Origin of the sequence: Actinophytocola sp., assembly GCF_050699915.1 — a bacterium.
GTDB lineage: Bacteria > Actinomycetota > Actinomycetes > Mycobacteriales > Pseudonocardiaceae > Actinophytocola.
In genome coordinates this window covers 1-23149 of the sequence record NZ_JBOHGA010000031.1, presented here as the reverse complement: position 1 = coordinate 23149, position 23149 = coordinate 1, and the positions used below count along the sequence as shown (strand labels likewise).

The following is a 23149-nucleotide window of genomic DNA, read 5'->3' as shown; positions in this document are numbered from 1 at the left end:
CCAAACTAAAACGTGTTATCGTTCCTGACAATCCCCTGGTGGAAGTGTCTGAGAGGTGTCGATGCCTGACTGCCTCGTCGAGCAGGACGGCCACGTCCTGGTGGTGACGATGAACCGGCCGGCCGCCCGCAACGCGCTGTCCGCCGAGATGATGGCGATCATGCGGTCTGCCTGGGACCGGGTCGACTCGGACCCGTCGATCCGGGTGTGCGTGCTGACCGGTGCCGGCGGCGCGTTCTGTGCCGGCGCCGACCTGAAGGCGATGACGGCCACGCATCCCGGCGACAGTTTCTCGTCGGGCTCGTGGGACCTGTCGGTGATCGAGCCGCTGCTGAAGGGCCGGCGCCTGACCAAGCCGCTGATCGCGGCCGTCGAGGGCCCGGCGATCGCCGGTGGGACGGAGATCCTGCAGGCCACGGACATCCGGGTCGCCGGGACCTCGGCGCGGTTCGGCGTCTCCGAGGCGCGGTGGGGGTTGTTTCCGTTGGGTGGCTCGGCGGTGCGGCTGCCTCGGCAGATCCCGTACACGATGGCGGCTGACCTGCTGTTGACCGGCCGGCACATCACGGCGGCCGAGGCGTTGTCGCTGGGCCTGATCGGGCACGTAGTCCCGGACGGCTCCGCGCTGGCCGAGGCCATGTCGATCGCGGAGACGATCGCGGCGAACGGCCCGCTGGCCGTCCAGGCGATCCTGCGCACCATGCGTGAGACGGAGGCCATGCCGGAGAACGACGCCTTCCAGATCGACGCTCGTCTTGGTATGGAGGTCTTCGCTTCGGACGACTCCCGGGAGGGGCCGAAGGCCTTCGCTGAGAAGCGAAAGCCCGACTTTCGCGGCCGCTGACTCTCCACAGGCCACCCTTCGCATTCTGTTTCCGTCAGTGCTCGCCGATAAGCTGGAAAGCGGGGGCCCCCGCGCGGCCGGACAGTTGTCCACAGGGTTCGCGGCTGCAACCGGTGGCTCGTGGCGTTGGCGCAACCGCTGGTTGGCTCTGGTTTCGCTCTAGCTTGGTCAACTAGCGTGGCCGGTATGGCGTGGCTGGGGACGATCTCACGGCAGGACGCGACCGGGCGGCTCGCCGAGGTCTACGAGGCGATGGCCAACCGGCCCACGCCGGAGGTCTATCGGCCGCCGCACGGTGACGCGGCCGGGATCATCCGGGCGCACAGCCTGGACGCGGAGCTGATGCGGCGCACGTTCGTGGTTTCCGGCGGGCTGCACCGGTCCACGCTGGACTGGGCGGATCGCGAGCTGATCAGTAGCGTCACCTCCCGCACCAACCAGTGCTTCTATTGAACGTCCGCTCACGCAGAGTTTCTGCGTGTCGCCAGCGGCGATGCCGCGTTGCCCGAGGCTCTGCTCGCGGGTGACGACGAGCAGCTGTCCGGGCGCAGCGCCGCCTTGACGCGGTACGCCGCCGTGCTGACCGCCCAGCCGTGGTCGGTCACCGACGAGTTCGGCGGCCTCTTCGCCGAGCACGGGCTCGACGGGAAGGCGATCCAGGCGGCGACCGGGGTGGTGGCCATGTTCAACTACCTGACCCGGGTCGCCGACGCGTCGGGCATCGAGTTCGACTACCTCTCGCCCCTGCCGGCCTTCCAGCCGCGGCGCGAGCAGGAGTCCGTCCCGCGCCCGGACCGCGCGGACTGGCCCGTGGTTCCCGTCGAGCACCGCCGGCCGCCCGACCTGCCCGCGTTCACCGAGGCGTGGCAGCACTGGCGCGAGTATGTGTACGACTCCGCGGAGCCGCTGCCCATACGGGAACGCAGGCTGTTGGCGAGGGCCGCGGCAGAGGAGTGCTGCGACCGCTGGCAGGCCGACGAGCTGGCCGGGCACACGCCCCGCGACGAGCGCGACGCGACGCTGGACGCCTTCGCCCGCAAGCTCAGCCGCCGGCCGTGGCAGATGGGGCCCGCCGACCTGCAGGCGTTGCGCGACACGGGCTTCGCGGAACCGGCACTGCTGCACGTGATCTCCGTGGTGGCACAGCAGAACGCCGAGTCCCGACTGGCCCTGGGCCACGGCCTGACCACGCGGTAGCTCAGATGGCGCGCTCGCGGCCGGCCCAGTACGGGTCGCGCAGCTTTCGCTTGTACAGCTTGCCGTTCGGGTCCCTCGGCAGCTCCTCGACGTAGTCGACCGAGCGGGGAATCTTGAACTTGGCCAGCCGGTCGGCGGCGAAGGCGAGCAGCTCGTCCGTCAAGGAAGAGTCCGGCGTGACGCCCGCAGCCGGCTGCACGACCGCCTTGATCTCCTCGCCCCAGTCCGGGTTCGGCACGCCGAACACCGCCACGTCGGCCACCTTCGGATGGCACGCCAGCTCGTTCTCGATCTCGGCCGGGTACACGTTCACGCCGCCCGAGATGATCAGGTCCGACTTCCGGTCGCGGAGGAAGAGGTAGCCGTCCTCGTCCAGGTAGCCGATGTCGCCCAGTGTGAACAGGTCGCCGACCCGCGACGCGGACGTCTTCGCCGGGTCCTTGTGGTAGGAGAAGTTCGACGCGCCCATCCGCATGTAGACCAGGCCCGGCTCACCCGCCGGCAGCTCGGCGCCCGACTCGTCGAGCACCTTGACGACCGAGCCCGGCCACGGCAGCCCGACCGAACCCGGCTTCGCCAGCCACTCCGTGGCGCTGATCGCCGTGCCGCCGCCCTCGGTGGCCGCGTAGTACTCGGTGACCACCGGCCCCCACCAGTCCAGCATCCGCCGCTTGACCTCCGGCGGGCACGGCGCCGCCCCGTGGATCATCACCCGCAGCGACGACACGTCGTACCGCGCGCGGACCGCGGCGGGCAGCTCCAGCAGCCGGTGGAACTGCGTCGGCACCATGTGGCTGTGCGTCACCCGGTGCCGCTCGATCAGCACGAGCATCTCCTCGGGTCGCCACCGGTCCATCAGCACCGCCGTGTGTCCCAACTGGACGGAGTTGGCCACGAAGTTGAGCACCGCCGTGTGGTACATCGGCGAGCCGCACAGGTGCACGTGGTCGTCGAACGGCTCCAGGCCGAAGATCCCGAAGAACCACGTGGCCTGCGGCGGCACCTCGTCGGGGTCCGCGCCGGTCAGCGGCCGCCGGACGCCCTTGGGCCGGCCGGTCGTGCCGGACGTGTAGAGCATCGGCGAGCCGGCCGTCCGCGGGTCGGGGCGACCGGACGAGCCCTCGCCGAGCGACGTGAGCGGCGCGAACCCAGGCACGTCGCCGACCGCGAAGCGCGCCTCGACTCCGCTCCGCTCCGCGGCGTCGGCGGCGACCGACGCGAACCGCTCGTGCGCGACGAACGCTTTCGCGCCGCTGTCGGAGATGAGGTACGCGACCTCGGCGCCGACCAGGTGCCAGTTCACCATCACCACGTACAGCCCGGTCTGAAACGCTCCGAAGTAGACGGACGTGAGGTCCACCCCGTTGGGCAGCATCACGACGACCGCGTCGCCGGGGCGCAGGCCCAGCGCCTGGAAGCCGCGGCCGTACCGGTCGGCCGCGGTGGCCAGCTCGCGGTAGCTCACCTCCCGGCCGTCCGGGTCGACCACGGCGACGTGGTCCGGCCGCTCGGCGGCGATGTTCCACAGTCCGGTCGAGGTCACCGAACCACACTAGAACGTGTTTCAGTTGTCGGCAAGGACCTCCGCCACCGCGCGGACCTGGCTCGCGTCCTGGCAGCCGACCATCAGCATGGTGACGCCGTTGTCGGCCCACCGCCGCGCGTGCGCCCGGACCTGCTCGGCAGTGCCGATCATCGCGGTCTCCGCGACGAGCTCGTCGGGCACTGCGGCCGCCGCCTCGAGCTTGCGGCCCTCGCGGAACTTGCGGGTCACCTCCTCGACGACCTCGCCGTAGCCCATCCGACGGAACAGGTCGGCGTGGAAGTTCTTGGTCTCCGCGCCCATGCCGCCGGCGTAGAGCGCGATCACCGGGCGGTGCTTGTCGTACTCGGCCGCCGGGTCGTCGGTGACCGCCACGGACACGTTCGCGGCGATCTCGAAGTCGGCGCGCGAGCGGCGGGCGCCGGGCCGGGCGAAGCCCTCGTCGAGCCAGGAGTTGTACTGGTCGGCGAGCGAGTCGGAGAAGTACACGGCGAGCCAGCCGTCGGCGATCTCGGCGGTCATCGCGACGTTGCGCGGACCCTCCGCGCCGAGCCAGATCGGCAGGTCGGCGCGCAGCGGGTGGGTGATCGGGCGCAGCGGCTTGCCGAGTCCGTCGGCGCCCGGGCCGGTGTAGGGCAGCGGGTAGTGCGGGCCGTCGCCGGTCACCGGTGCCTCACGGGCGAGCACCTGCCGGATGATCGACACGTATTCGCGGGTGCGGGCGAGCGGCTTGCCGAACGGCGCCCCGTACCAGCCCTCGACGACCTGCGGGCCGGACACGCCGAGCCCGAGGATCGCGCGGCCGCCGGAGAGGTGGTCGAGGGTCAGCGCGGCCATCGCGGTCGCGGTCGGCGCCCGCGCGGACAGCTGCGCGACCGCGGTGCCGAGCCGGACCCGGGTCGTCGGCGAGCCCCACCAGGCGAGCGGGGTGAACACGTCCGAGCCCCACGACTCCGCGGCGAACACGGCGTCGAAGCCCGCCTCGTCGGCGGCCAGGACCATCTCGGCGGCGTGCGGCGGCGGGGCCGCTCCCCAGTAACCGAGCTGAAGTCCGAGCTTCATCGCTACCTCCTTGCCGGCAATGCTAGAACGTGTTTCACTCGGAGCGTGACGGTCGATCAGGCACCGCTGTCCGCCCCGCTGGAGATCGGGTTCGATTACACCCGATCGCTCGGGCCGGTGCTGAGCCGGTTCGTCACCGGGCTCGCGCAGCGGCGGATCCTCGGCGCGCGCGGTGCGGACGGACGGGTGCACGTCCCGCCGCCGGAGTACGACCCGGTCACCGGCGAGTCGCTCACCGAGCTCGTCGAGGTCGGGTCGGACGGCACCGTCGTCTCCTGGTGCGCGCAGCCGAAACCCCTTGCGGGACAACCGCTCCAGCGACCGTTCACCTGGGCGCTGATCACGTTGGACGGTGCGGACACGCCGCTGCTGCACGCGGTCGACGCCGAGCGGGTCACCACCGGCATGCGGGTGCGCGCGCGGTGGGCGGACGCGTCGGACGCGTCGGACGGGTCGACGGGTAACGGGATCCGCGACATCGAGTGCTTCGTCCCGCCGGAGGAGACCGAACCGGCGACGCCGCGCGAGGCCGAGCCGGTCACGATGCTGACCACGCCGGTGGAGCTGCGCTACCTGCACTCGGCGTCCCCGGAGGAGAGCCGCTACCTGCGCGGGCTCGCCGAGGGCCGGCTGCTCGGGCAGCGCTGTCCGCGCTGCCGCAAGGTCTACGTGCCGCCGCGCGGCGCGTGCCCGACGGACGGCGTGCCCACCGAGGAGGAGGTCGAGCTGCCGGACCGGGGCATCGTGACCACGTTCTGCATCGTCAACGTGCCGTTCCTCGGCCAGCGCATCCAGCCGCCGTACGTGGCGGCCTACATTCTGCTCGACGGCGCCGACATCGCGTTCCTGCACCTGGTGCTGGGCTGCCCGGCCGACGAGGTCCGCATGGGCATGCGCGTCGAGGCCGCCTGGAAGCCGCGCGAGGAGTGGGGCACGACGCTGGAGAACATCGACCACTTCCGGCCGACCGGGGAACCCGACGCGCCCTACGAGACGTTCGCGGGACACCTATGAGGGACATCGCGATCGTCTCCTTCGCCCAGGCGCCCAACCTTCGGGCGACGCACGGCACGACCAACGGCGTCGAGATGCTCGTGCCGATTCTCCGCGAGGCGCTCGAGCGGGCCGATCTGGCCAAGGAGGACATCGGCTTCTGGTGCTCCGGTTCGTCGGACTACCTCGCCGGCCGCGCGTTCTCGTTCATCGCCGCGGTCGACGCGATCGGGGCCTTCCCGCCGATCCACGAGTCCCATGTGGAGGCCGACGCGGCTTGGGCGCTCTACGAGGCGTGGGTGAAGATCCGCACCGGCGAGGTCGACACCGCGCTGGTGTACGGGTTCGGCAAGTCGAGTGCCGGGCAGCTGCGCCGGGTGTTGGCCCTGCAGCTCGACCCGTACACGGTCGCTCCACTGTGGCCGGACGCGGTGAGCATCGCCGGGCTGCAGGCGCGGCTGGGCCTCGACCGGGGCCTGTGGACCGAGCGCGAGATGGCGGAGGTCGCCGCGCGCAGCCGTGCCGCCGACCCGCGCGCCCAGATCCACGAGCGGGTGAGCGCCGACGAGCTGCTGGCCCGGCCCTACCTGGCCGACCCGCTGCGCCGGCACGACTGCGCACCGGTCACCGACGGCGCGGCGGTCGTCGTGCTCGCGGCCGGCGACCGGGCCCGGGACCTCTGCGACCGGCCGGCCTGGATCAGGGGCATCGAGCATCGCGTCGAGTCGTCCCAGCTCGGCGCCCGCGACCTCACGTCGTCACCGTCCACAGTGGCCGCCGCGAAGGCGGCCGGCGCGGACGGCGTGACCCTCGCCGAGCTGCACACGCCGTTCAGCCACCAGGAGATCCTGCTGCGCCAGGCGCTCGGGCTCGGCGACGAGGTGACGGTCAACCCGTCCGGCGGCCCGCTCGCCGGCAACCCGATGTTCGCCGCCGGTCTCGCCCGCATCGGCGAGGCCGCGACCCGCCTGCGCGGCGGCGAGCGGGCCCTGGCCCACGCGACCAGCGGCCCCGTCCTGCAGCAGAACCTGGTGTGCGTCCTGGAGGCCGACTGATGGCAGGGCAGCGAGCCGCCGTCCTCGGCGTCGGCCAGACCCACCACCGCAGCAAGCGCACCGACGTGACGATGGCCGGCCTGTGCCGTGAGGCGATCGACCGCGCGCTCGCCGACGCGAACCTCGAGCACACGGACATCGACGCCGTCGTGCTCGGCAAGGCGCCGGACCTGTTCGAGGGCGTCATGATGCCCGAGCTGTACCTCGCCGACGCCCTCGGCGCGACCGGGAAACCGTTGCTGCGCGTGCACACCGCGGGCTCGGTCGGCGGGTCGACCGCCAACGTCGCGGCGAGCCTGGTGCACGGCGGCGTGCACCGGCGGGTCCTCGCGGTGGCCTTCGAGAAGCAGTCCGAGTCGAACGCCATGTGGGCGCTGTCGATCTCGCCGCCGTTCCACATGCCGGTCGGCGCGGGCGCGGGCGGCTACTTCGCGCCGCACGTCCGCTCCTACATCCGCCGGGCCGACGCGCCGGACCACATCGGCGCGCTCGTCGCGGTGAAGGACCGGCGCAACGGGGCGAAGAACCCGTACGCGCACCTGCGGCAGGCCGACCTCACGGTGGAGACCGTCCGCGCGTCCGCGATGCTGTGGGATCCGATCCGCTACGACGAGACCTGCCCGTCGTCCGACGGTGCCTGCGCGATCGTCCTGGGCGACGAGTCCAGCGCCGGGGCGGACGTCGCCTGGATCCACGCCACCGCCATGCGCACCGAGCCGACCACGTTCGCCGGCCGCGACCAGGTCAACCCGCGGGCCGGCCGGGACGCGGCGGCGGCGCTGTGGCGCGACGCCGGCATCACCGACCCGCTCGCCGAGATCGACGCCGCCGAGATCTACGTGCCGTTCTCCTGGTTCGAGCCGATGTGGTTGGAGAACCTGGGTTTCACCGAACAGGGCCAGGGCTGGAAGCTCACCGAGGCCGGCGAGACCGAGCTCGGCGGGCGGCTGCCGGTCAACCCGTCCGGTGGCGTGCTGTCGTCCAACCCCATCGGCGCCTCGGGGATGCTGCGCTTCGGCGAGGCGGCCATGCAGGTGATGGGGCGGGCCGGCGAGCACCAGGTGGACGGTGCCCGGCGCGCGCTCGGCCACGCCTACGGCGGCGGGTCGCAGTACTTCTCGATGTGGGTGGTCGGATCGGAGAAGCCATGAAGTTCACCGTCGGGGTCGCGATGAGCCCGCTGGACCAGCTCGGCGAGCTGGCGCGCACGGCCGAGGAGTGCGGGTACGCCTCGATCGCGCTGCCGGACTCGCTGTTCTTCTCCGAGCAGGTCTCCGCGAAGTACCCCTACACCCCGGACGGCTCCCGGTTCTGGGACGCCGACACCCCGTGGGTCGACCCGTTCGTCGCCGCCGCGTCGATGGGCGCGGTGACGAGCCGGATCCGGTTCTACACCCAGGTGCTCAAGCTGAACCCGCGCAACCCGGTGCTGCTCGCCCGCCAGGTCGGCTCGGTCGCGGTGCTCACCGGCAACCGGTTCGGGCTCGGCGTCGGGCTCGGCTGGTCGCCGGAGGAGACCCGGTGGTGCGGCGGCGACTTCGACCGCCGCGGGGCGCGCGCCGACGAGGCGATCGAGGTCATCCGGCTCATCCTCGGCGGCGGGATGGTCGACCACCACGGGGAGTTCTACGAGTTCGACAAGCTCGCGATGAGCCCCGCGCCGAGCGAGCCGGTGCCGGTCTACGTCGGCGGGCACACCGACGCGGCCCTGCGCCGGGCCGCCCGCACCGGCGACGGCTGGACGTCCGCGATGATCACGTTCGACGAGCTGCGCGAGGTGATCGGCCGGCTCGGCACGCTGCGCGCGGAGCACGACCGAACCGGCCCGTTCGAGATCCAGGCCGTCTGCGTCGACCGCTTCGGCCTGGACGGCTACCGCGCGCAGGCCGACGCCGGCGTCACCGATGCGATCGTCGTGCCGTGGGTGTTCTACGGCGTCGGCCTCGACGGTCCACTCGAGGCCAAGTTGGACGGCATGCGGCGGTTCGCCGACGACATCATGGGGAAGCTGTGACATGGGACGGGTCCGACCCGGCGCATCCGGCGCGGGTGGCGTCGCGCAGGTCGATGGACGCGGTGCGCCGCGGCGCCAAGGACGAGTGGGTCGCGCTGTTCGCCGAGGACGGCGTCGTCGAGGATCCGGTCGGGGTGTCGATGTTCGACCCGGCCGGCGACGGCCACCGCGGCCACGAGGCGATCCGACAGTTCTGGGACAAGGCGATCGCGAACGCCGAGCGCCTCGAGTTCGACGTCCGCGACTCGTTCGCCGCCGGTGACGAGGTGGCCAACGTCGGCACGATCACCGCGTTCCTGCCCGGCGGGTCCAGAGTGGACACCGAGGGCGTGTTCGTCTACAAGGTGAACGCGGACGGCCTGATCGCCTCGATGCGGGCGTTCTGGGAGACCGAGCGGGCGATGGCCACCCTCCGAAAGGAGTGAGGCCGACTAGACCGCCTCCCCGGGATTCAATGTGTTGGTCGCGTTCCGGCGGATGGTGCCGATGCGTAGGTGCTTGTGGCCGGCCGCCGTCACGGTCCCCTGAGATCGCGTTCATTCGGTCCAAGACGGACACGAAGAACAGACCAGGGTCAGCGTGCGATGCCGATCGGTAGGCGGACCGACCGCGGATCCGCCAACAGCGCGAGCATCGCGTGGGCGACGTCCGCGCGGGACACGAAGCCGCCGTTGGCCACGTTCGAGCCGAACGCCAGCCGGTACCGGCCGGTCAGCGGCTTGTCCGTCAGCCGAGGCGGGCGCACGACCGTCCACTCGGTACCGCTGCGCCGGATGTCGGCCTCCATCGCCTCGAGGTCGTCGTAGACCTTGCGCAGCACGCGGCGAACGAGCGGATACGCGATCCGCCGGCTCACGAACCGCTCGCCGTCGGGGATCGGGCCGACCGGCGCGGCGCTCACCGCGGCGAACCGCCGCACCCCGGTCGCCTCGAGCGCGCCGAGGATCGCCCGCGTCGCGACCGTCGCCACGCCCGCGTCCCGCAGCGAGTGCGGCCCCACCCCGGACAGCGCCGCGTCGCTGCCGAGCAGCGCCGGCTCCAGCGGACCGGCCTCGGTCAGCCCGGCCACCGTGACCACGTGCAGGCCCGACTGGTCCGGCACGTCGAGCCGTGCACGGTCCCGCACCACCGCGGTCACCGTGTGCCCGGCGTCGAGCGCCTGCCGCACCGCGTGCCCACCGATTCCCCCGGTCGCCCCGAACACGGTTAGCTTCATGTCACGCACTCCCCACGCATATAATACGAAAGTCATATTATATGAACACCGTACCAGAGGATCAGCGCGCTCGGCGGCGCGTCGCGAACGAGGTGCTGAACGCCCTGCGCGACGTGAACGGGCACTTCACCGTGCTCAACCACCAGGTCGGCGCCCGGGCGTCGCTGCGTCATGTCGACCTGAGCTGCCTCGACCAGATCGCTCGGTACGGCCCGATCGGCCCGGGCGCCCTGGCCAAGCGGGTCGGCATGCACCCGGCGACGATGACCGGCATCCTCGACCGGCTGGAGCGAAGCGGCTGGATCGCCCGCGAACGCGACCCGGACGACCGGCGAGCCGTGGTGGTCCGGACGCTGCCGGACCGCGGCGTCGAGCTGTACCGGCTCTACACCGGGATGCGCGCGGCGATGGACGAGATCTGCGCGGGCTACGACGTCGAGCAGCTCGAGCTGCTCGTCGGGTTCCTCAACCAGATCTCCGACGCCGGCGAGCGCGCGGCCGCCGAGCTGGCGGACTAGGCCCGCCGCTACGTGTAGTCGACGCGCAGCTCCTTGATGCCGTTGAGCCAGCCCGACCGCAGCCGGCGCGGCTCGGCCTCGGCGTGGATGTTCGGCATGTGGTCCGCGATCGCGTTGAAGATCAGGTCGATCTCCACCTTGGCGAGGTTGGCGCCCACGCAGTAGTGCGCGCCGGTGCCGCCGAACCCCAGGTGCGGGTTGGGGTCGCGGGTCACGTCGAACCGGTGCGGGTCGGTGAAGGCGTCGGTGTCGAAGTTGGCCGAGCTGTAGAACATGCCGACCCGGTCGCCCTTCTTGATCGCCGCCCCGCCGAGCTCGGTGTCGCACGTGGCGGTGCGCTGGAACGACATCACCGGCGTGGAGTAGCGGACGATCTCGTCGGCCGCGGTCGCCGGCCGCTCGGCCTTGTGCAGCTCCCACTGGTCGGGGTGGGTGAGGAACGCGTGCATGCCGTGGGTGATCGCGTTGCGGGTGGTCTCGTTGCCCGCCACGGCGAGCAGCAGCACGAAGAAGCCGAACTCGTCCGAGCCCAGCGCGGTGCCCTCGATGTCGGCGTTGACCAGCGTCGTCACGATGTCGTCCATCGGGCACTTCTTGCGGTTCTCGGCCATCGCCCACGCGTAGCCGAGCAGCTCCGCGGACGCGGCCTCGGGGTTGACCGAGTACTCAGGGTCGTCGTAGGCGACCATCTGGTTCGACCAGTCGAACACCTTGTGCCGGTCGTCCTGCGGGATGCCGAGCAGTTCGGCGATCGCCTGCAGCGGCAGCTCGCAGGCGACCTGGGTGACGAAGTCGCCGCCGCCCTGCGCCTTCGCCGTGGTGACGATCTTCTCGGCGCGCTCGGCGAGCTTGTCCCGCAGCCGGGCGATCGCCTTCGGGGTGAAGCCGCGCGAGACGATGCCGCGCACCTTGGAGTGGTGCGGCGGGTCGATGTTCAGCATGATCAGCCGCTGCGCCTCGATCTTGTCCCGGGTCATGTCCGGGTTGAACCGGATGATCGCGGTGTTCTCGGCGCTGGAGTAGACGTCGCTGTGCCGCGACACCTCCTTGACCTCCGCGTACCGGCTGACGACCCAGTAGCCGTCGTCACCGAACCCCGCGAGGTTGTGCGGCTGGGCGTTCCACCACACCGGCGCGGTCCGGCGCAGCTCGGCGAACTCCTCGACGGGGATCCGTGAGGCGTACAGGTCGGGGTCGGTGAAGTCGAAGCCGTCGGGGATGCGGGGAGCGGCCACCTCGTTCTCCGATCATATGGAACACGTTCTACTCGATTCAAACATACGGGTTGGCGTGAAGTGAAGGGTCGGGCGCCCGCGCCTTGCTCGGTCCAGAAACGAGTTCTATTTTGAGTTCATGGCAGATCCGGTGATCATCGAGGCTGTCCGCACTCCCATCGGCAAGCGCGGCGGCGTGCTGGCCGGGCTGCACGCGGCCGAGCTCCTGGGTGCCGCGCAGGCCGCCCTGCTGGCCCGGTCCGGAGTAGAACCTGTTCTCGTCGAGCAGGTGGTCGGCGGCTGCGTCACCCAGGCGGGGGAGCAGTCGAACAACGTCACCCGGATCGCGTGGCTGCACGCCGGCCTGCCGTACCGGACCGGCTGTCTGACCGTGGACTCCCAGTGCGGGTCGGCGCAGCAGGCGATGCACCTGGTGGCCGGGCTGATCGCGGCCGACGCCATCGACGTCGGGGTGGCGTGTGGGGTCGAGGCGATGAGCCGGGTCCCGTTGCGCTCCAACGTCGGCGTGGACGTCGGCTCGCCGCGGCCGGACTCGTGGTCGATCGACCTGCCCAACCAGTTCGTCGCTGCCGAGCGGATCGCGGTCCGTCGTGGACTTTCCCGGGTCGACCTCGACCGGTTCGGCGCGCGGTCGCAGGCCCTGGCCGGGGCCGCGTGGGCGCGGGAGCATTTCGCCCGCGAGGTCGTGCCGGTCGCGGGCGTCACGCGGGACCAGGGCCTGCGGGACACCTCGCTCGAGGCGCTGGCCAGGCTGTCCCCGGTCGTCGAGGGCGGGTTGCACACGGCCGGGACGTCGTCGCAGATCTCCGACGGGGCGTCGGCCGTGCTGCTGATGTCCGCGGACCGGGCCCGCTCGCTCGAGCTGGCGCCGCGGGCCCGGATCGTGGCGCAGTGTCTGATCGGCGCGGAGCCGTACTTCCATCTCGACGGGCCGGTGCAGGCGACGGACACGCTGCTCGCGAAGACCGGGATGAAGATCGGCGACCTGGACCTGTTCGAGGTCAACGAGGCGTTCGCCTCGGTCGTGCTGTCCTGGCAGGCGGTGCACGAGCCGGACCCGGACCTGGTCAACGTCAACGGGGGCGCGATCGCGCTCGGCCACCCGGTCGGCGGCACGGGGACCCGGCTGGTCACGACCGCGCTGCACGAGCTGGAGCGCCGCGACGCCGCGACCGCGCTGATCGCGATGTGTGCCGGCGGCGCGCTGTCCACGGGCACGATCATCGCGAGGTGCTAGGGTAACCAAGCAATTGCTAGGTTAGGCGGTCCCATGGGTGTGTCGACGAACCGGCCCGAACCGGGCGTCGCCGTGGTCACGATGGACTTTCCGCCGGTCAACGCGCTGCCGGTGCGGGGCTGGTTCGACCTCGCGGAGGCGGTGACGGCTGCCGGGCGGGACCCGTCGACCCACGTCGTCGTGCTGCGGGCGGTCGGCCGCGGCTTCTGCGCCGGGGTGGACATCAAGGAGCTCCAGGCGGACGGGCACGGCGCGCTCGTCGGCGTGAACCAGGGCTGCCACGCGGCGTTCGGGGCGGTGTACGACTGCGCGGTGCCGGTCGTGGCCGCGGTGCGCGGGTTCTGCCTCGGCGGCGGCATCGGGCTCGTGGGCAACGCCGACGTGGTGGTCGCCGCTGAGGACGCCACGTTCGGGCTGCCCGAGGTGGACCGCGGCGCGCTGGGCGCGGCCACCCACCTGGCGCGGCTGGTGCCCCAACACCTGATGCGGGCGATGTACTACACCGCGTCGACGATCACCGCGGCCGACCTGCACCACCACGGCTCGGTGTACCGGGTCGTCCCGGTGTCCGAACTGGACGGTGCGGCGCTGGAGGTGGCCGGGCAGATCGCGGCGAAGGACACCCGGGTGGTCCGCGCGGCGAAGGCGGCCATCAACGGGATCGACCCGCAGGACGTGCACCGCAGCTACCGGTTCGAGCAGGGCTTCACGTTCGAGCTGAACCTGACCGGCGTCGCGGACGAGGCGCGCCGCCGCTTCCTGGCAGGTGGTTCGTGACCGACAAGCGGATGACGGCCGACGAGGTGGTCGCCACGCTGTCCGACGGGATGACCGTCGGCATCGGCGGGTGGGGGTCGCGGCGCAAGCCGATGGCGCTGGTGCGCGCGATCCTGCGCTCGCCACTGCGGGACCTGACCGTGGTGTCCTACGGCGGGCCGGACGTCGGCCTGCTGTGCGCGGCCGGCAAGGTGCGCGAGGTCGTGTTCGGGTTCGTGTCGCTGGACACCATCGCGTACGACCCGCACTTCCGGCGTGCCCGCGAGGACGGGGCAGTCGCGGTGCGCGAGCTCGACGAGGGCATGCTCCAGTGTGGACTGCGCGCGGCCGCGCACCGGCTGCCGTTCCTGCCGATCCGGGCCGGGCTCGGCTCGGACGTGCTCACCCACGACCCCTCGCTGCGCACGGTCCGCTCGCCCTACGGGGACGAGGTGGTGGTCGCGATGCCGCCGCTGCCGCTGGACGTCGCGCTGGTCCACCTCAATCGCGCCGACCGGCACGGCAACGCCCAGTACCTCGGCCCGGACCCGTACTTCGACGACCTGTTCTGCCTGGCCGCGGCGTGCCGCTACGTGTCGTGCGAGTCCATCGTGGACACCGCGGAGCTCGGGTCGCTCGGCCCGCCGCAGTCGTTGCTGCTCAACCGGTTGATGGTCGACGGGGTCGTCGAGACGCCGGGCGGTGCGCACTTCACGAGCTGCGTGCCGGACTACGGGCGAGACGAGCCCTTCCAGCGGACCTACGCCGGCGCGGACTGGTCGTCCTTCGTGGATCAGTTCCTGTCCGGCGACGAGGCGGCCTACCAGGCGGCGGTGCGGACATGAGCGCGACGCGGGCGGACGTCTGTGCGGTCGCGTGCGCCGACCTGTTCCGCGGCGCCGGTGAGATCCTGGCCAGCCCCATGGGGTTGGTGCCGTCGCTGGGTGCGCGGCTGGCGCGGCTGACGTTCGAGCCGGACCTGCTGCTGTCCGACGGCGAGGCGACGCTGCTCTCCGCCGCCGGCGAGGTCGAGGGGTGGCTGCCGTACCGGGCGGTGTTCGACGTCGTCGCGCACGGCCGGCGGCACGTGGTGATGGGCGCGAACCAGCTGGACCGGTACGGGAACCAGAACATCTCGTGCATCGGCTCGCACAAGCAGCCGACCCGCCAGCTGCTCGGTTTTCGCGGCGCGCCCGGGAACACGGTCAACCACCGGACGAGCTACTGGGTGCCGCGCCACTCGCCGCGGGTGTTCGTACCGGCGGTCGACGTCGTGTCGGGCGTCGGGTACGACCGGGTGGGCGGGCCGTACCACGACGTGTACCGGGTGGTGACGAACCTCGGGGTGCTGGACTTCGGCGGGCCGCTGCGGACGATGCGGCTGGTGTCGGTGCATCCCGGCGTGTCGGTCGCCGAGGTCGAGGAGCAGACCGCCTTCCCGCTGTGCGTCGACGGGGTCGAGCCGACGCGGTCGCCTTCTCCGGCCGAACTCGACCTGCTGTCCACTTTGGATCCTTCGGTGGCGCGGGAGCGCGAGGTGCCGGCATGAACACCGCGCTCACCCGGCTCGTGGGTGTGCGGCATCCCGTGGTGCAGACCGGGATGGGCTGGGTGGCCGGGCCGCGGCTGGTGTCGGCGGTGGCGGCGGCCGGCGGACTGGGCATCCTGGCGTCGGCCACGATGTCGGTCGACGAGCTGCGGTCGGCCGTGCGGGAGGTGCGGTCGCGGACGTCGGAGCCGTTCGGGGTGAACCTGCGCGCGGACGCGCACGACGCCGCTTCGCGGGTGCGGGTGATCATCGACGAGGGCGTGCGGGTGGCGTCGTTCGCGCTGGCGCCGTCGCCGGAGTTGATCTCGACCCTGAAGGACGCCGGGGTCGTGGTGATCCCGTCGGTGGGTGCGGTGCGGCACGCGGTGAAGGTGGCCGGCTGGGGCGCGGACGCGGTGATCGTGCAGGGCGGCGAGGGCGGCGGCCACACCGGCCCGGTGGCGACGACGCTGTTGCTGCCGTCCGTCGTGGACGCGGTGGACATCCCGGTCGTGGCGGCGGGCGGGTTCTTCGACGGACGCGGTCTGGTGGCGGCCCTGGCCTACGGGGCCGCGGGGGTCGCGATGGGCACGAGGTTCCTGCTGACGGCGGAGAGCACGGTGCCGGACGCGGTGAAGGCGGCGTACCTGGCGCAGGGCCTGGACGGCACGGTGGTGACGACGCGGGTGGACGGCGTGCCACACCGGGTGCTGCGCACGGACCTGGTCGCGTCGCTGGAGTCGGCCGGCCGGCTCCGGGGCCTGGCGCGCGCGCTGCGCAACGCGTCCCGCTTCCGCCGCCTGACGGGCCTGACCTGGCCGACGATGATCCGCGAGGGCCTGACCATGCGCCGCGGCCGAGCACTGACCTGGTCGCAGGTGATCATGGCGGCGAACACCCCGATGCTGCTGCGAGCCGGCCTGGTCGAGGGCCGCACGGACACGGGCGTCCTGGCCGCGGGCCAGGTGGTGGGCGCCATCGACGACCTACCCACGTGCGCCGACCTGATCGAGGCGATCATGAAGGACGCGACCGAGATCATCGCCGGGCTGGGCTCGGGCTAAGCGGTTGCCTTTTCCAGTTCCTGCAAGGACTCCTCCAGTAGGCCGAGCAACCGCTGCAGGTGGGGGACCGTGCGGCGGCAGCCGGTCAGGCCGAACTCCAGGCTGCCCGCGTAGCTCGTCACCGTGATGTTCAGGGCCTGGCCCTCGTACGGGATGGACAGTGGGTACACGCCCTGCATGCGGGCGCCGTTCCAGTACAGCGGGTCGCGCGGGCCCGGGACGTTCGAGATGAGCACGTTGAACGCCGCCGGGGTGATCGTGGTCAGGCCCGGGATCGTGCCGATTGCCAGCGGGATCAGGGGAATCGCGCTCAGGGCGGTGATCTGCAGGCGGCTCATGCCGTGGTAGACCGCCTTGCCCTTCAGCATCGAGTCGTGGATCGTCGCCAGGCGGGTGGCCGGGTCGGGCTCGTCGGTCGCCATGTTGCACAGGATCAGGCCGATCGCGTTGCCGCCCAGCGACGTCTCCGCCGACCCGCCGCCCGCGCGGGCTCGCAGCGACATCGGCACCGCGGCGACCAGCGGCCGGTCGGGCAGCGCACCCAGGTCCAACATGTATCGCCGCAGCGCGCCGGCGCACATCGCCAGCATCACGTCGTTCATCGTCGCGCTCGCGGCCCGGCCCACGGCCTTCACGCGCTCCAGCGGCCAGCCCTGCGCGGCGAACCGGCGCGCCCCGGTGATCGGCACGTTGAACATCGACCTCGGCGCCTGGAACGCCAGCGTCGCCGCCTGCTCGCGGAACGCCTCGTTGACAACCCTCGTCGCCGCGCCGCCCAGGCCCGCGACGTCCTTCACCAGCCGACCGGCCGCGGTGAACGGGTCGACCTCCTCGCGCCGGCGCGGCTTGTCGAACACGTTGCTCCGCACCCGAGGGGACCAGGTGGGCCGCACGTCGCGGGCGTCCGGGTCGGGTGACAGCGAAGTCTGCAACAGCCGCAGCGCGGACACGCCGTCGAGCAGCGCGTGGTGGATCTTGCTGTACGTGGCGAACCGGTTGCCCTGCAGGCCCTCGATGACCGTGAACTCCCACATCGGCCGGTGCCGGTCGAGCAGCGAGCCGTGCAGGCGCGACACCAGCTCCAGCAGCTCGCGCACCCGGCCCGGCCGCGGCAGCCCGGAGTGCCGCACGTGGTACTCGATGTCGAGCTGGTCGTCGTTGCCCCAGGCGAACTGGCCGACCGTGCCGACCGGGAAGCGCGGCCGGCGCCGGAACAGCGGCCGCACGTCCGCCAGCTCCAGCAGCTCGCGGTGGAAGTCGCTCACGTAGTCCGGCCCGGCGCCGTCGGGTAGCTCGAACAGCTGCAGCCCGCCCACATGCATCGGGTGCTCGCGCGACTCGGCGATGAGGAACATCGAGTCCGTAACGGGCATGAGTGCCATAGACCTAACCTCCGTGCGCGCGTCTTGCCGTGAGACTAGCCCGCGTCACGGGTGCTGGCTGCTCACGGCGATCACCTCACCCGTGAGGTACGAGGCGTAGTCGCTGGCCAGGAACGCGATCACGGTCGCCACCTCCCACGGCTCCGCGGCCCGGCCGAACGCCTCCCGCGTGGTGAGCTCGGACAGCAGCTCCGCCGACGTGACCTTGGCCAGGAACGGGTGCGCGGCGAGGCTCGGTGCGACCGCGTTGACCCGGATCCCGTGCGCCGCGACGTCCTTGGCCGCGCAGCGGGTCAGCGCCATCACGCCCGCCTTCGCCGCGGCGTAGTGCGCCTGCCCCTCCTGCGCCCGCCAGCCGACCACCGACGCGTTGTTGACCACCGCGCCGCCGCCACCCTGCTCGACCAGCCGGCGCAGCGCCGCCCGGGTACACCGGAACGTCCCGTTCAGCGTCACGTCCAGCACCCGAGCCCACTCGTCGTCGGTCATCTCCAGGACCGACGCGGTGCCGCCGAGCCCGGCGTTGTTGACCATCACGTCGAGCCGGCCGAAGTGCTCGGCCGCGCCCGCGACCAGGGCCTGCACCTGGGCCTCGTCGGTGACGTCGCACGCGATCGCGTGCACCGCGTCGCCGAAGTCCGCGGTCAGCGCCGCGGCCGTCTCGGCGAGCCGGCGCTCGTGCCAGTCGCTGACCACGACCCGCGCGCCCTCCTCGAGGCAGCGCCGCGCCGCCGCGGACCCGATGCCGGTGCCGGCGGCCGCGGTGACCACGGCGACCTTGCCGGCCAGCAGCTCGCGGCCCGCCGGGGCGGACGGAGTCACGGACGCGCCTCCCGGGGCAGGCCGAGCACGCGCTCGGCGATGATGTTGCGCTGGATCTCGTTGGACCCGCCGTAGATCGTGTCCGCCCGGCTGAACAGGTACAAACGCTGCCACTCGTCCAGGGAGTCGCCGGGCGCCACCAGGCCGGCCGCGCCCCGCACGGCCATCGCCAGCTCGCCGAGCGAGCGGTGCCAGGTGGCCCAGACGAGCTTGGTGACCGAGGCGTCCCGAGCCGAGCCGATCGTGCGCAGCGCGTGCGCGCGCATCACCTCCAGGCCCAGTCGGGCCCGGGCCAGCCGCTCGCGCAGCAGCGGATCCTCGAGCGCCCCGGTGGACCGGGCCAGCTCGACCAGCGCGTCCAGCTCGCGGCGGAAGCCGACCTGCTGGCCGAGCGTCGCCGCGCCGCGCTCGAACTCCAGCGTCCGCATCGCCGTCGCCCAGCCGCCGCCGACCTCGCCGACCACGAGGTCGCGCGCGGTGCGGGCGCCGTCGAAGAAAACCTCGTTGAACTCCGAGCCACCGGTAAGTTGCACAATGGGACGGACTTCGACGCCGGGCTGGTCCATCGGCACCAGCAGGTACGACAGGCCGGCGTGGCGCCGCGAGCCCGGCTCCGTGCGGGCCAGCACGAAGCACCACTGCGCCACGTGCGCGAGCGAGGTCCACACCTTCTGCCCGGACAGCACCCACTGGGCCGCGTCTCCCGAGTCGTCGAGCGTCGCCGTGGTCGACACCGACGCCAGGTCCGAGCCCGCGCCCGGCTCGGAGTAGCCCTGGCACCACAGCTCCTCGACCGCCTTGATCCTCGGCAGGAACCGTGCCTGCTGCTCGGGCGTGCCCAGCGCGATCAGCGTCGGACCGAGCAGCTCCTCGCCGAAGTGGTTCACCCGCGCCGGCGCCCCCGAGGCGGCGTACTCCTCGTGGAAGGCCACCCGGTGGTCCAGGTCGAGGCCCTGCCCGCCGTGCTCGACCGGCCAGCCGGGGCAGGTCCAGCCGGCCGCCGCCAGGTGCCGGTCCCACGCGAGCCGCTCGTCGAACGCCTCGTGCTCTCGGCCGGGTCCGCCGAGCCCGCGCAGGCCCGCGAACTCGCCGGAAAGGTTGTCGGCCAGCCATTCGCGCACGGTCGCGCGGAACTCCGTGAGCGTCATGAGGTGTTAGCCTACCAAGCAATTGCTTTGGAGGGGTTCGCGTGACTGACGAGGTCGTTCGCTACGAGGTCGACGGGCCGGTGGCCACGGTGACGATGAACCGCCCGGAGTACCGAAACGCCCAGAACTCGGCGATGACCTACGCCCTGGACGCGGCGTTCACCCGCGCCGTCGACGACGACTCCGTCAAGGTGATCGTGCTGGCCGGCGCGGGCAAGCACTTCTCCGCCGGCCACGACATCGGCACCCCGGACCGGGACGTGGACGTGTCGTTCGACCGCAAGGCCGTGCTGTGGTGGGATCACGTCGGCAAGCCGGGCGGGGACGGCCGCTACGCGCGCGAGATGGAGGTCTACCTCGGCATGTGCCGGCGGTGGCGGGAGCTGCCCAAGCCGACGATCGCGATGGTGCACGGCGCCTGCGTCGCGGGCGGGCTGATGCTCGCGTGGGTGTGCGACCTGATCGTCGCGGCGGAGGACGCGTTCTTCGCCGATCCCGTGGTGCGCATGGGAATCCCGGGCGTGGAGTACTTCGCGCACCCGTGGGTGCTCGGCCCGCGCGCGGCCAAGGAGATGCTGTTCACCGGCGACCGGTTCGACGCGCGCCGCGCGCTCGAGCTCGGCATGGTGAACCGGGTGGTACCCCGCGACTCGCTGCGGGAGGAGACGCTCGCGATGGCGGACCGGATCGCGCGGATGCCGCGGTTCGGGCTGGCGCTGACCAAGCGCGCGGTGAACCAGGCGGAGGACCAGATGGGCCTGCGGGCGGGCATGGACTCGGTGTTCGGCCTGCACCACTTCGCGCACGCGCACAACGCCGAGACCTCGACCGACTCCCTCGGCGGCCTGGACGCCCGCTCGATGAGAGACGCCAGTGGATCTTGACCTGCCCGCGGAGACCGTCGCCTTCCGTGCCGAGGTGCGCGACTGGCTCGCGGCGAACGTGCCCGACCCGTTGCCGCCGATGGACACCGCCGATGGCTTCGAGCGCCACCGCGAGTGGGAGCGCCGGCTCGCGACGGCGGGGCTGACCGCGGTGACCTGGCCGCGCGAGTACGGCGGCCGGGACGCCTCGCTGCTGGACTGGGTGGTCTTCGAGGAGGAGTACTACGCCTCGGGCGCGCCCGGCCGGGTCAGCCAGAACGGCATCGCGCTGCTCGGCTCGACGCTGCTCACGGTCGGCACGGCCGAGCAGCGGACGCGGCTCCTGCCGCGGATGACGCGCGCCGACGACATCTGGGCGCAGGCGTGGTCGGAGCCGGAGGCGGGCTCGGACCTCGCCTCGGTGCGCAGCCGGGCGGTCCGCGCGGACGGCGGTTGGCTCCTGAGTGGACAGAAGACGTGGTCGTCCCGGGCCGCGTTCGCCGACCGGGCGTTCGGGCTGTTCCGCAGCGACCCGGCGGCCCAGCGGCACCGCGGGCTGACCTACCTGATGTTCGACCTGCGCGCGCGGGGCGTCGCCGTGCGGCCGATCCCGCAGCTCGACGGCACGCCGGGGTTCGCCGAGATCTTCCTCGACGAGGTGTTCGTGCCCGATGCCGACGTCATCGGCGAGCCGGGCGACGGCTGGCGGGTCGCGATGAGCACGACGAGCAACGAGCGCGGGCTGAGCCTGCGCAGCCCCGGCCGGTTCAGTGCCGCGGCGGACCGGCTCGTCGACCTGTGGCGCGAGCGGCCGGACCCCAGCCGGCGGGACCGGGTGGTGGACGCGTGGCTGGGCGCGCAGGCCTACCGGCTCTACACGCTGGGCACAGTCGGCCGGCTCGCCGACGGCGGGAGCCTGGGCGCGGAGTCGAGCGTCAACAAGATCTTCTGGTCCGAGCTGGACATCGCGCTGCACGAGACGGCGCTGGAGCTGCTCGGACCGGACGCCGAGCTGGAGTCGGACTGGCTGCACGGCTACCTGTTCTCCCTCGGCGGCCCTATCTACGCCGGCACCAACGAGATCCAGCGCGACCTCGTCGCCGAACGGCTGCTCGGACTGCCCCGGGGTGACCGGTGAGGCTCACGCCGAACGAGGAGCAGCGCCAGCTCGCGGCCAGCGTCGACGGGCTGCTGGCCGACGCCGACGTGCCGGGCGCGATCCGGGCGTGGGGCGCCGGCGAGCACGAGCGGGGTCTGGAGCTGATCCGCCGGCTGGCGAAGATCGGCGTGGCCGGCCTCGCGGTGCCGGAGCGACACGACGGGATGGGAGCCGGCCGGGCGGAGCTCGTCGTGACGTTCGAGGAACTGGGCCGCCACGCCGTTCCCGGGCCGTTGGTCGAGTCGTTCGCCGCGGTGCCGGCGCTGTTGACCGGGCTGGGCGGCGACGTGGCGGAGCGCTGGCTGCCGGGGCTCGCCGCCGGGGAGCTGGTGGCCTCGCTGGCGATGTCGCCGCACGTCTCCTACGCGCTCGATGCGGACGTGGCGGCGCCGGTGTTCGTGGTCGAGGACGACCGGGTGTGCCACGCCGCGTACTTCGGCCTCGCGTCCTCTGTGGACGCCACGCGCAGGCTCGGCGCGGTGGACGGCGCCGACCTGGTCGCCGAGGGACCGGCCGTGGCAACTGCCGCGGCCGCCGCGTTCGATGCCGGGGTGCTGTGCTGCGCGGCCCAGCTGCTCGGGCTCGGCCGCGGGCTGCTGGAGCGGGCGTGCGCGTACGTGGTGGCGCGCAAGCAGTTCGGCCGGGCGGTCGGCGAGTTTCAGGCGGTCAAGCATCATCTGGCGAACGTGCACGTGGCGCTCGAGCTCGCCCGTCCGCTGCTGTACGGCGCGGCGGTCACCGGGGCGCCGCGGGACGTCTCCGCCGCGCGGGTCGCCGCCGCGGACGCGGCCTACCGAGCGGCGCGCTCGGTGCTGCAGGTGCACGGCGCGGTCGGCGTCACGCTCGAGTACGACCTCGGGCTGTGGCTCACGAAGGTGCGCGCGCTGCGGTCGGCGTGGGGAACCCAGTCCTGGCACCGGGACCGGGTGCTGCGGTCGCTCTAGCGGGCGGCGGAGTCGATCACGAGCTTGCCGTTCACCCGGGTCACCCGGACCTGCTGCTTCTGTGTGGACGGGCTGTCGCCCTTGGTGTAGGTGACGTCGACGGGCACGTTCACCGAGCCGTCCGCGTTCTTCGTGACGTTGCTCGCGTTCTGGGAGCTCACCTCGGTGAACTGGCCCCAGTACTGGCTGAAGCCCTCCTGGCCGCCGAACTGCTGCTGCGCGTTGGTGGACAGCATCGCGAACCGCTTGGCGTTGTTCTGGACGTCGCCGTAGTAGTCGATCACCAGCTGCCCGGCCTGGCTGAAGTCGATGTCGCCGTTGGCCGGGATCGGGTTGGCATCGGCGCTCGACGGCGGCGCCGTCGAGGGCTCGTCGGGCTGCGCCGGCTGGGTCGTCTCCCGGTCGACGCCGCCCTCCGACACGCTCTCGCCGGGCTCCTCGCCGCCGCGCAGCACGATCGCGGTCACCACGCCGGCCACCACGAGCAGCGCGGCCACGGCGACGAGCACGAGGTTGCGCCGCGAGTTGTCGGTCCCGCGCGGTGGCGGCACCGGCGGGCCGGGCAGCGC

The 23149-nt window shown here is 72.3% G+C and carries 24 protein-coding genes and 1 pseudogene; 17 read left to right on the top strand and 8 right to left on the bottom strand.

The annotated features are described in order from the left end of the window. The first annotated feature begins 61 nt into the window (after positions 1–61). The 3 genes from ACRDSK_RS08695 (at position 62) to ACRDSK_RS08685 (ending at position 2041) form a co-directional block, all read left to right on the top strand. Positions 62–844 carry a crotonase/enoyl-CoA hydratase family protein gene (locus ACRDSK_RS08695; protein ID WP_431439467.1) on the top strand — a complete coding sequence of 261 codons (783 nt, stop codon included), beginning with the start codon at positions 62–64 and terminating at the stop codon, positions 842–844. A gap of 186 nt (positions 845–1030) precedes the next feature. Then, positions 1031–1297, top strand: a complete 267-nt coding sequence (locus ACRDSK_RS08690) for a hypothetical protein (RefSeq protein WP_431439466.1) — start codon at positions 1031–1033, stop codon at positions 1295–1297. A 48-nt stretch (positions 1298–1345) separates the two neighbouring features. Continuing rightward, the gene (locus ACRDSK_RS08685) at positions 1346–2041 is read left to right on the top strand and encodes a hypothetical protein (protein ID WP_431439465.1); all 696 of its coding nucleotides are present in this window, start codon (positions 1346–1348) and stop codon (positions 2039–2041) included. Between the two features lies 1 nt (position 2042). Here the strand turns inward: ACRDSK_RS08685 and ACRDSK_RS08680 are convergent, their stop codons facing one another. Both ACRDSK_RS08680 and ACRDSK_RS08675 read right to left on the bottom strand, forming a co-directional pair. Continuing rightward, positions 2043–3584, bottom strand: a complete 1542-nt coding sequence (locus ACRDSK_RS08680) for an acyl-CoA synthetase (protein WP_431439463.1) — start codon at positions 3582–3584, stop codon at positions 2043–2045. A 21-nt stretch (positions 3585–3605) separates the two neighbouring features. Next, a complete protein-coding gene (locus tag ACRDSK_RS08675) occupies positions 3606–4646 on the bottom strand; it encodes an LLM class F420-dependent oxidoreductase (RefSeq protein ID WP_431439462.1) in 1041 nt (346 codons plus the stop codon). Positions 4647–4691: 45 nt separating this feature from the next. On the opposite strand from ACRDSK_RS08675, the gene ACRDSK_RS08670 reads away from it, so the two are divergent. From ACRDSK_RS08670 to ACRDSK_RS08650, 5 genes are read left to right on the top strand one after another with little or no spacing between them, the layout of a single operon-like run. Next, positions 4692–5660: a Zn-ribbon domain-containing OB-fold protein gene (locus tag ACRDSK_RS08670; protein WP_431439461.1), complete on the top strand. Its 969-nt coding sequence runs from the start codon at positions 4692–4694 to the stop codon at positions 5658–5660. Continuing rightward, positions 5657–6694, top strand: a complete 1038-nt coding sequence (locus tag ACRDSK_RS08665; RefSeq protein WP_431439460.1) for a thiolase domain-containing protein — start codon at positions 5657–5659, stop codon at positions 6692–6694. Before ACRDSK_RS08670 ends, ACRDSK_RS08665 begins: the two co-directional genes overlap by 4 nt. Then, a complete protein-coding gene (locus tag ACRDSK_RS08660; RefSeq protein WP_431439459.1) occupies positions 6694–7845 on the top strand; it encodes a thiolase domain-containing protein in 1152 nt (383 codons plus the stop codon). The genes ACRDSK_RS08665 and ACRDSK_RS08660 overlap by 1 nt, the downstream gene beginning before the upstream one ends. Further along, on the top strand, positions 7842–8708 hold the full coding sequence (locus ACRDSK_RS08655; RefSeq protein ID WP_431439457.1) for a TIGR03619 family F420-dependent LLM class oxidoreductase: 867 nt from the start codon (positions 7842–7844) through the stop codon (positions 8706–8708). Before ACRDSK_RS08660 ends, ACRDSK_RS08655 begins: the two co-directional genes overlap by 4 nt. Further along, positions 8705–9133: a nuclear transport factor 2 family protein gene (locus tag ACRDSK_RS08650; protein WP_431439456.1), complete on the top strand. Its 429-nt coding sequence runs from the start codon at positions 8705–8707 to the stop codon at positions 9131–9133. The genes ACRDSK_RS08655 and ACRDSK_RS08650 overlap by 4 nt, the downstream gene beginning before the upstream one ends. Before the next feature lie 149 nt (positions 9134–9282). Here ACRDSK_RS08650 and ACRDSK_RS08645 read toward each other — a convergent pair whose 3' ends face one another. After that, on the bottom strand, positions 9283–9924 hold the full coding sequence (locus tag ACRDSK_RS08645) for an NAD(P)-dependent oxidoreductase (protein ID WP_431439454.1): 642 nt from the start codon (positions 9922–9924) through the stop codon (positions 9283–9285). 41 nt (positions 9925–9965) lie between these two features. Between ACRDSK_RS08645 and ACRDSK_RS08640 the strand changes: the two genes are divergently transcribed. Beyond that, the gene (locus ACRDSK_RS08640; RefSeq protein ID WP_431439453.1) at positions 9966–10442 is read left to right on the top strand and encodes a MarR family winged helix-turn-helix transcriptional regulator; all 477 of its coding nucleotides are present in this window, start codon (positions 9966–9968) and stop codon (positions 10440–10442) included. Between the two features lie 8 nt (positions 10443–10450). Here ACRDSK_RS08640 and ACRDSK_RS08635 read toward each other — a convergent pair whose 3' ends face one another. Then, positions 10451–11677, bottom strand: coding sequence for a cytochrome P450 (locus tag ACRDSK_RS08635; RefSeq protein WP_431439451.1), 1227 nt, complete (start codon positions 11675–11677; stop codon positions 10451–10453). Between the two features lie 118 nt (positions 11678–11795). On the opposite strand from ACRDSK_RS08635, the gene ACRDSK_RS08630 reads away from it, so the two are divergent. From ACRDSK_RS08630 to ACRDSK_RS08610, 5 genes are read left to right on the top strand one after another with little or no spacing between them, the layout of a single operon-like run. Beyond that, entirely contained in the window at positions 11796–12914 is a 1119-nt protein-coding gene (locus ACRDSK_RS08630) for a steroid 3-ketoacyl-CoA thiolase (protein WP_431439450.1), read from the top strand. A gap of 33 nt (positions 12915–12947) precedes the next feature. Continuing rightward, positions 12948–13691: an enoyl-CoA hydratase family protein gene (locus ACRDSK_RS08625; RefSeq protein WP_431439449.1), complete on the top strand. Its 744-nt coding sequence runs from the start codon at positions 12948–12950 to the stop codon at positions 13689–13691. Beyond that, positions 13688–14515 carry a CoA transferase subunit A gene (locus ACRDSK_RS08620; RefSeq protein ID WP_431439448.1) on the top strand — a complete coding sequence of 276 codons (828 nt, stop codon included), beginning with the start codon at positions 13688–13690 and terminating at the stop codon, positions 14513–14515. The genes ACRDSK_RS08625 and ACRDSK_RS08620 overlap by 4 nt, the downstream gene beginning before the upstream one ends. Further along, a complete protein-coding gene (locus tag ACRDSK_RS08615; RefSeq protein ID WP_431439446.1) occupies positions 14512–15219 on the top strand; it encodes a CoA-transferase subunit beta in 708 nt (235 codons plus the stop codon). Before ACRDSK_RS08620 ends, ACRDSK_RS08615 begins: the two co-directional genes overlap by 4 nt. Then, positions 15216–16262 (top strand): NAD(P)H-dependent flavin oxidoreductase, encoded by a 1047-nt coding sequence (locus tag ACRDSK_RS08610; protein WP_431439445.1) that lies wholly within the window; start codon positions 15216–15218, stop codon positions 16260–16262. The genes ACRDSK_RS08615 and ACRDSK_RS08610 overlap by 4 nt, the downstream gene beginning before the upstream one ends. Here the strand turns inward: ACRDSK_RS08610 and ACRDSK_RS08605 are convergent. Genes ACRDSK_RS08605 through ACRDSK_RS08595 form a run of 3 tightly spaced genes read right to left on the bottom strand, consistent with a single transcriptional unit; the run spans position 16259 to position 19614 of the window. Continuing rightward, positions 16259–17644 carry a WS/DGAT/MGAT family O-acyltransferase gene (locus tag ACRDSK_RS08605; protein ID WP_431439444.1) on the bottom strand — a complete coding sequence of 462 codons (1386 nt, stop codon included), beginning with the start codon at positions 17642–17644 and terminating at the stop codon, positions 16259–16261. The two genes, ACRDSK_RS08610 and ACRDSK_RS08605, sit on opposite strands and share 4 nt — an antisense overlap. Positions 17645–17689: 45 nt before the next feature. Continuing rightward, positions 17690–18466: an SDR family oxidoreductase gene (locus tag ACRDSK_RS08600; protein ID WP_431439442.1), complete on the bottom strand. Its 777-nt coding sequence runs from the start codon at positions 18464–18466 to the stop codon at positions 17690–17692. After that, the gene (locus ACRDSK_RS08595; protein ID WP_431439441.1) at positions 18463–19614 is read right to left on the bottom strand and encodes an acyl-CoA dehydrogenase family protein; all 1152 of its coding nucleotides are present in this window, start codon (positions 19612–19614) and stop codon (positions 18463–18465) included. The genes ACRDSK_RS08600 and ACRDSK_RS08595 overlap by 4 nt, the downstream gene beginning before the upstream one ends. A 41-nt stretch (positions 19615–19655) precedes the next feature. On the opposite strand from ACRDSK_RS08595, the gene ACRDSK_RS08590 reads away from it, so the two are divergent. Genes ACRDSK_RS08590 through ACRDSK_RS08580 form a run of 3 tightly spaced genes read left to right on the top strand, consistent with a single transcriptional unit; the run spans position 19656 to position 22580 of the window. Beyond that, positions 19656–20498 (top strand): enoyl-CoA hydratase, encoded by an 843-nt coding sequence (locus tag ACRDSK_RS08590; RefSeq protein WP_431439439.1) that lies wholly within the window; start codon positions 19656–19658, stop codon positions 20496–20498. Next, a complete protein-coding gene (locus tag ACRDSK_RS08585; protein ID WP_431439438.1) occupies positions 20488–21615 on the top strand; it encodes an acyl-CoA dehydrogenase family protein in 1128 nt (375 codons plus the stop codon). Before ACRDSK_RS08590 ends, ACRDSK_RS08585 begins: the two co-directional genes overlap by 11 nt. Further along, on the top strand, positions 21612–22580 hold the full coding sequence (locus ACRDSK_RS08580) for an acyl-CoA dehydrogenase family protein (RefSeq protein WP_431439437.1): 969 nt from the start codon (positions 21612–21614) through the stop codon (positions 22578–22580). The genes ACRDSK_RS08585 and ACRDSK_RS08580 overlap by 4 nt, the downstream gene beginning before the upstream one ends. On the opposite strand, the pseudogene ACRDSK_RS08575 reads toward ACRDSK_RS08580, so the two are convergent. Further along, positions 22577–23149 (bottom strand): annotated as a pseudogene (locus ACRDSK_RS08575) (hypothetical protein); the annotation flags it as partial. The gene ACRDSK_RS08580 and the pseudogene ACRDSK_RS08575 sit on opposite strands and share 4 nt — an antisense overlap.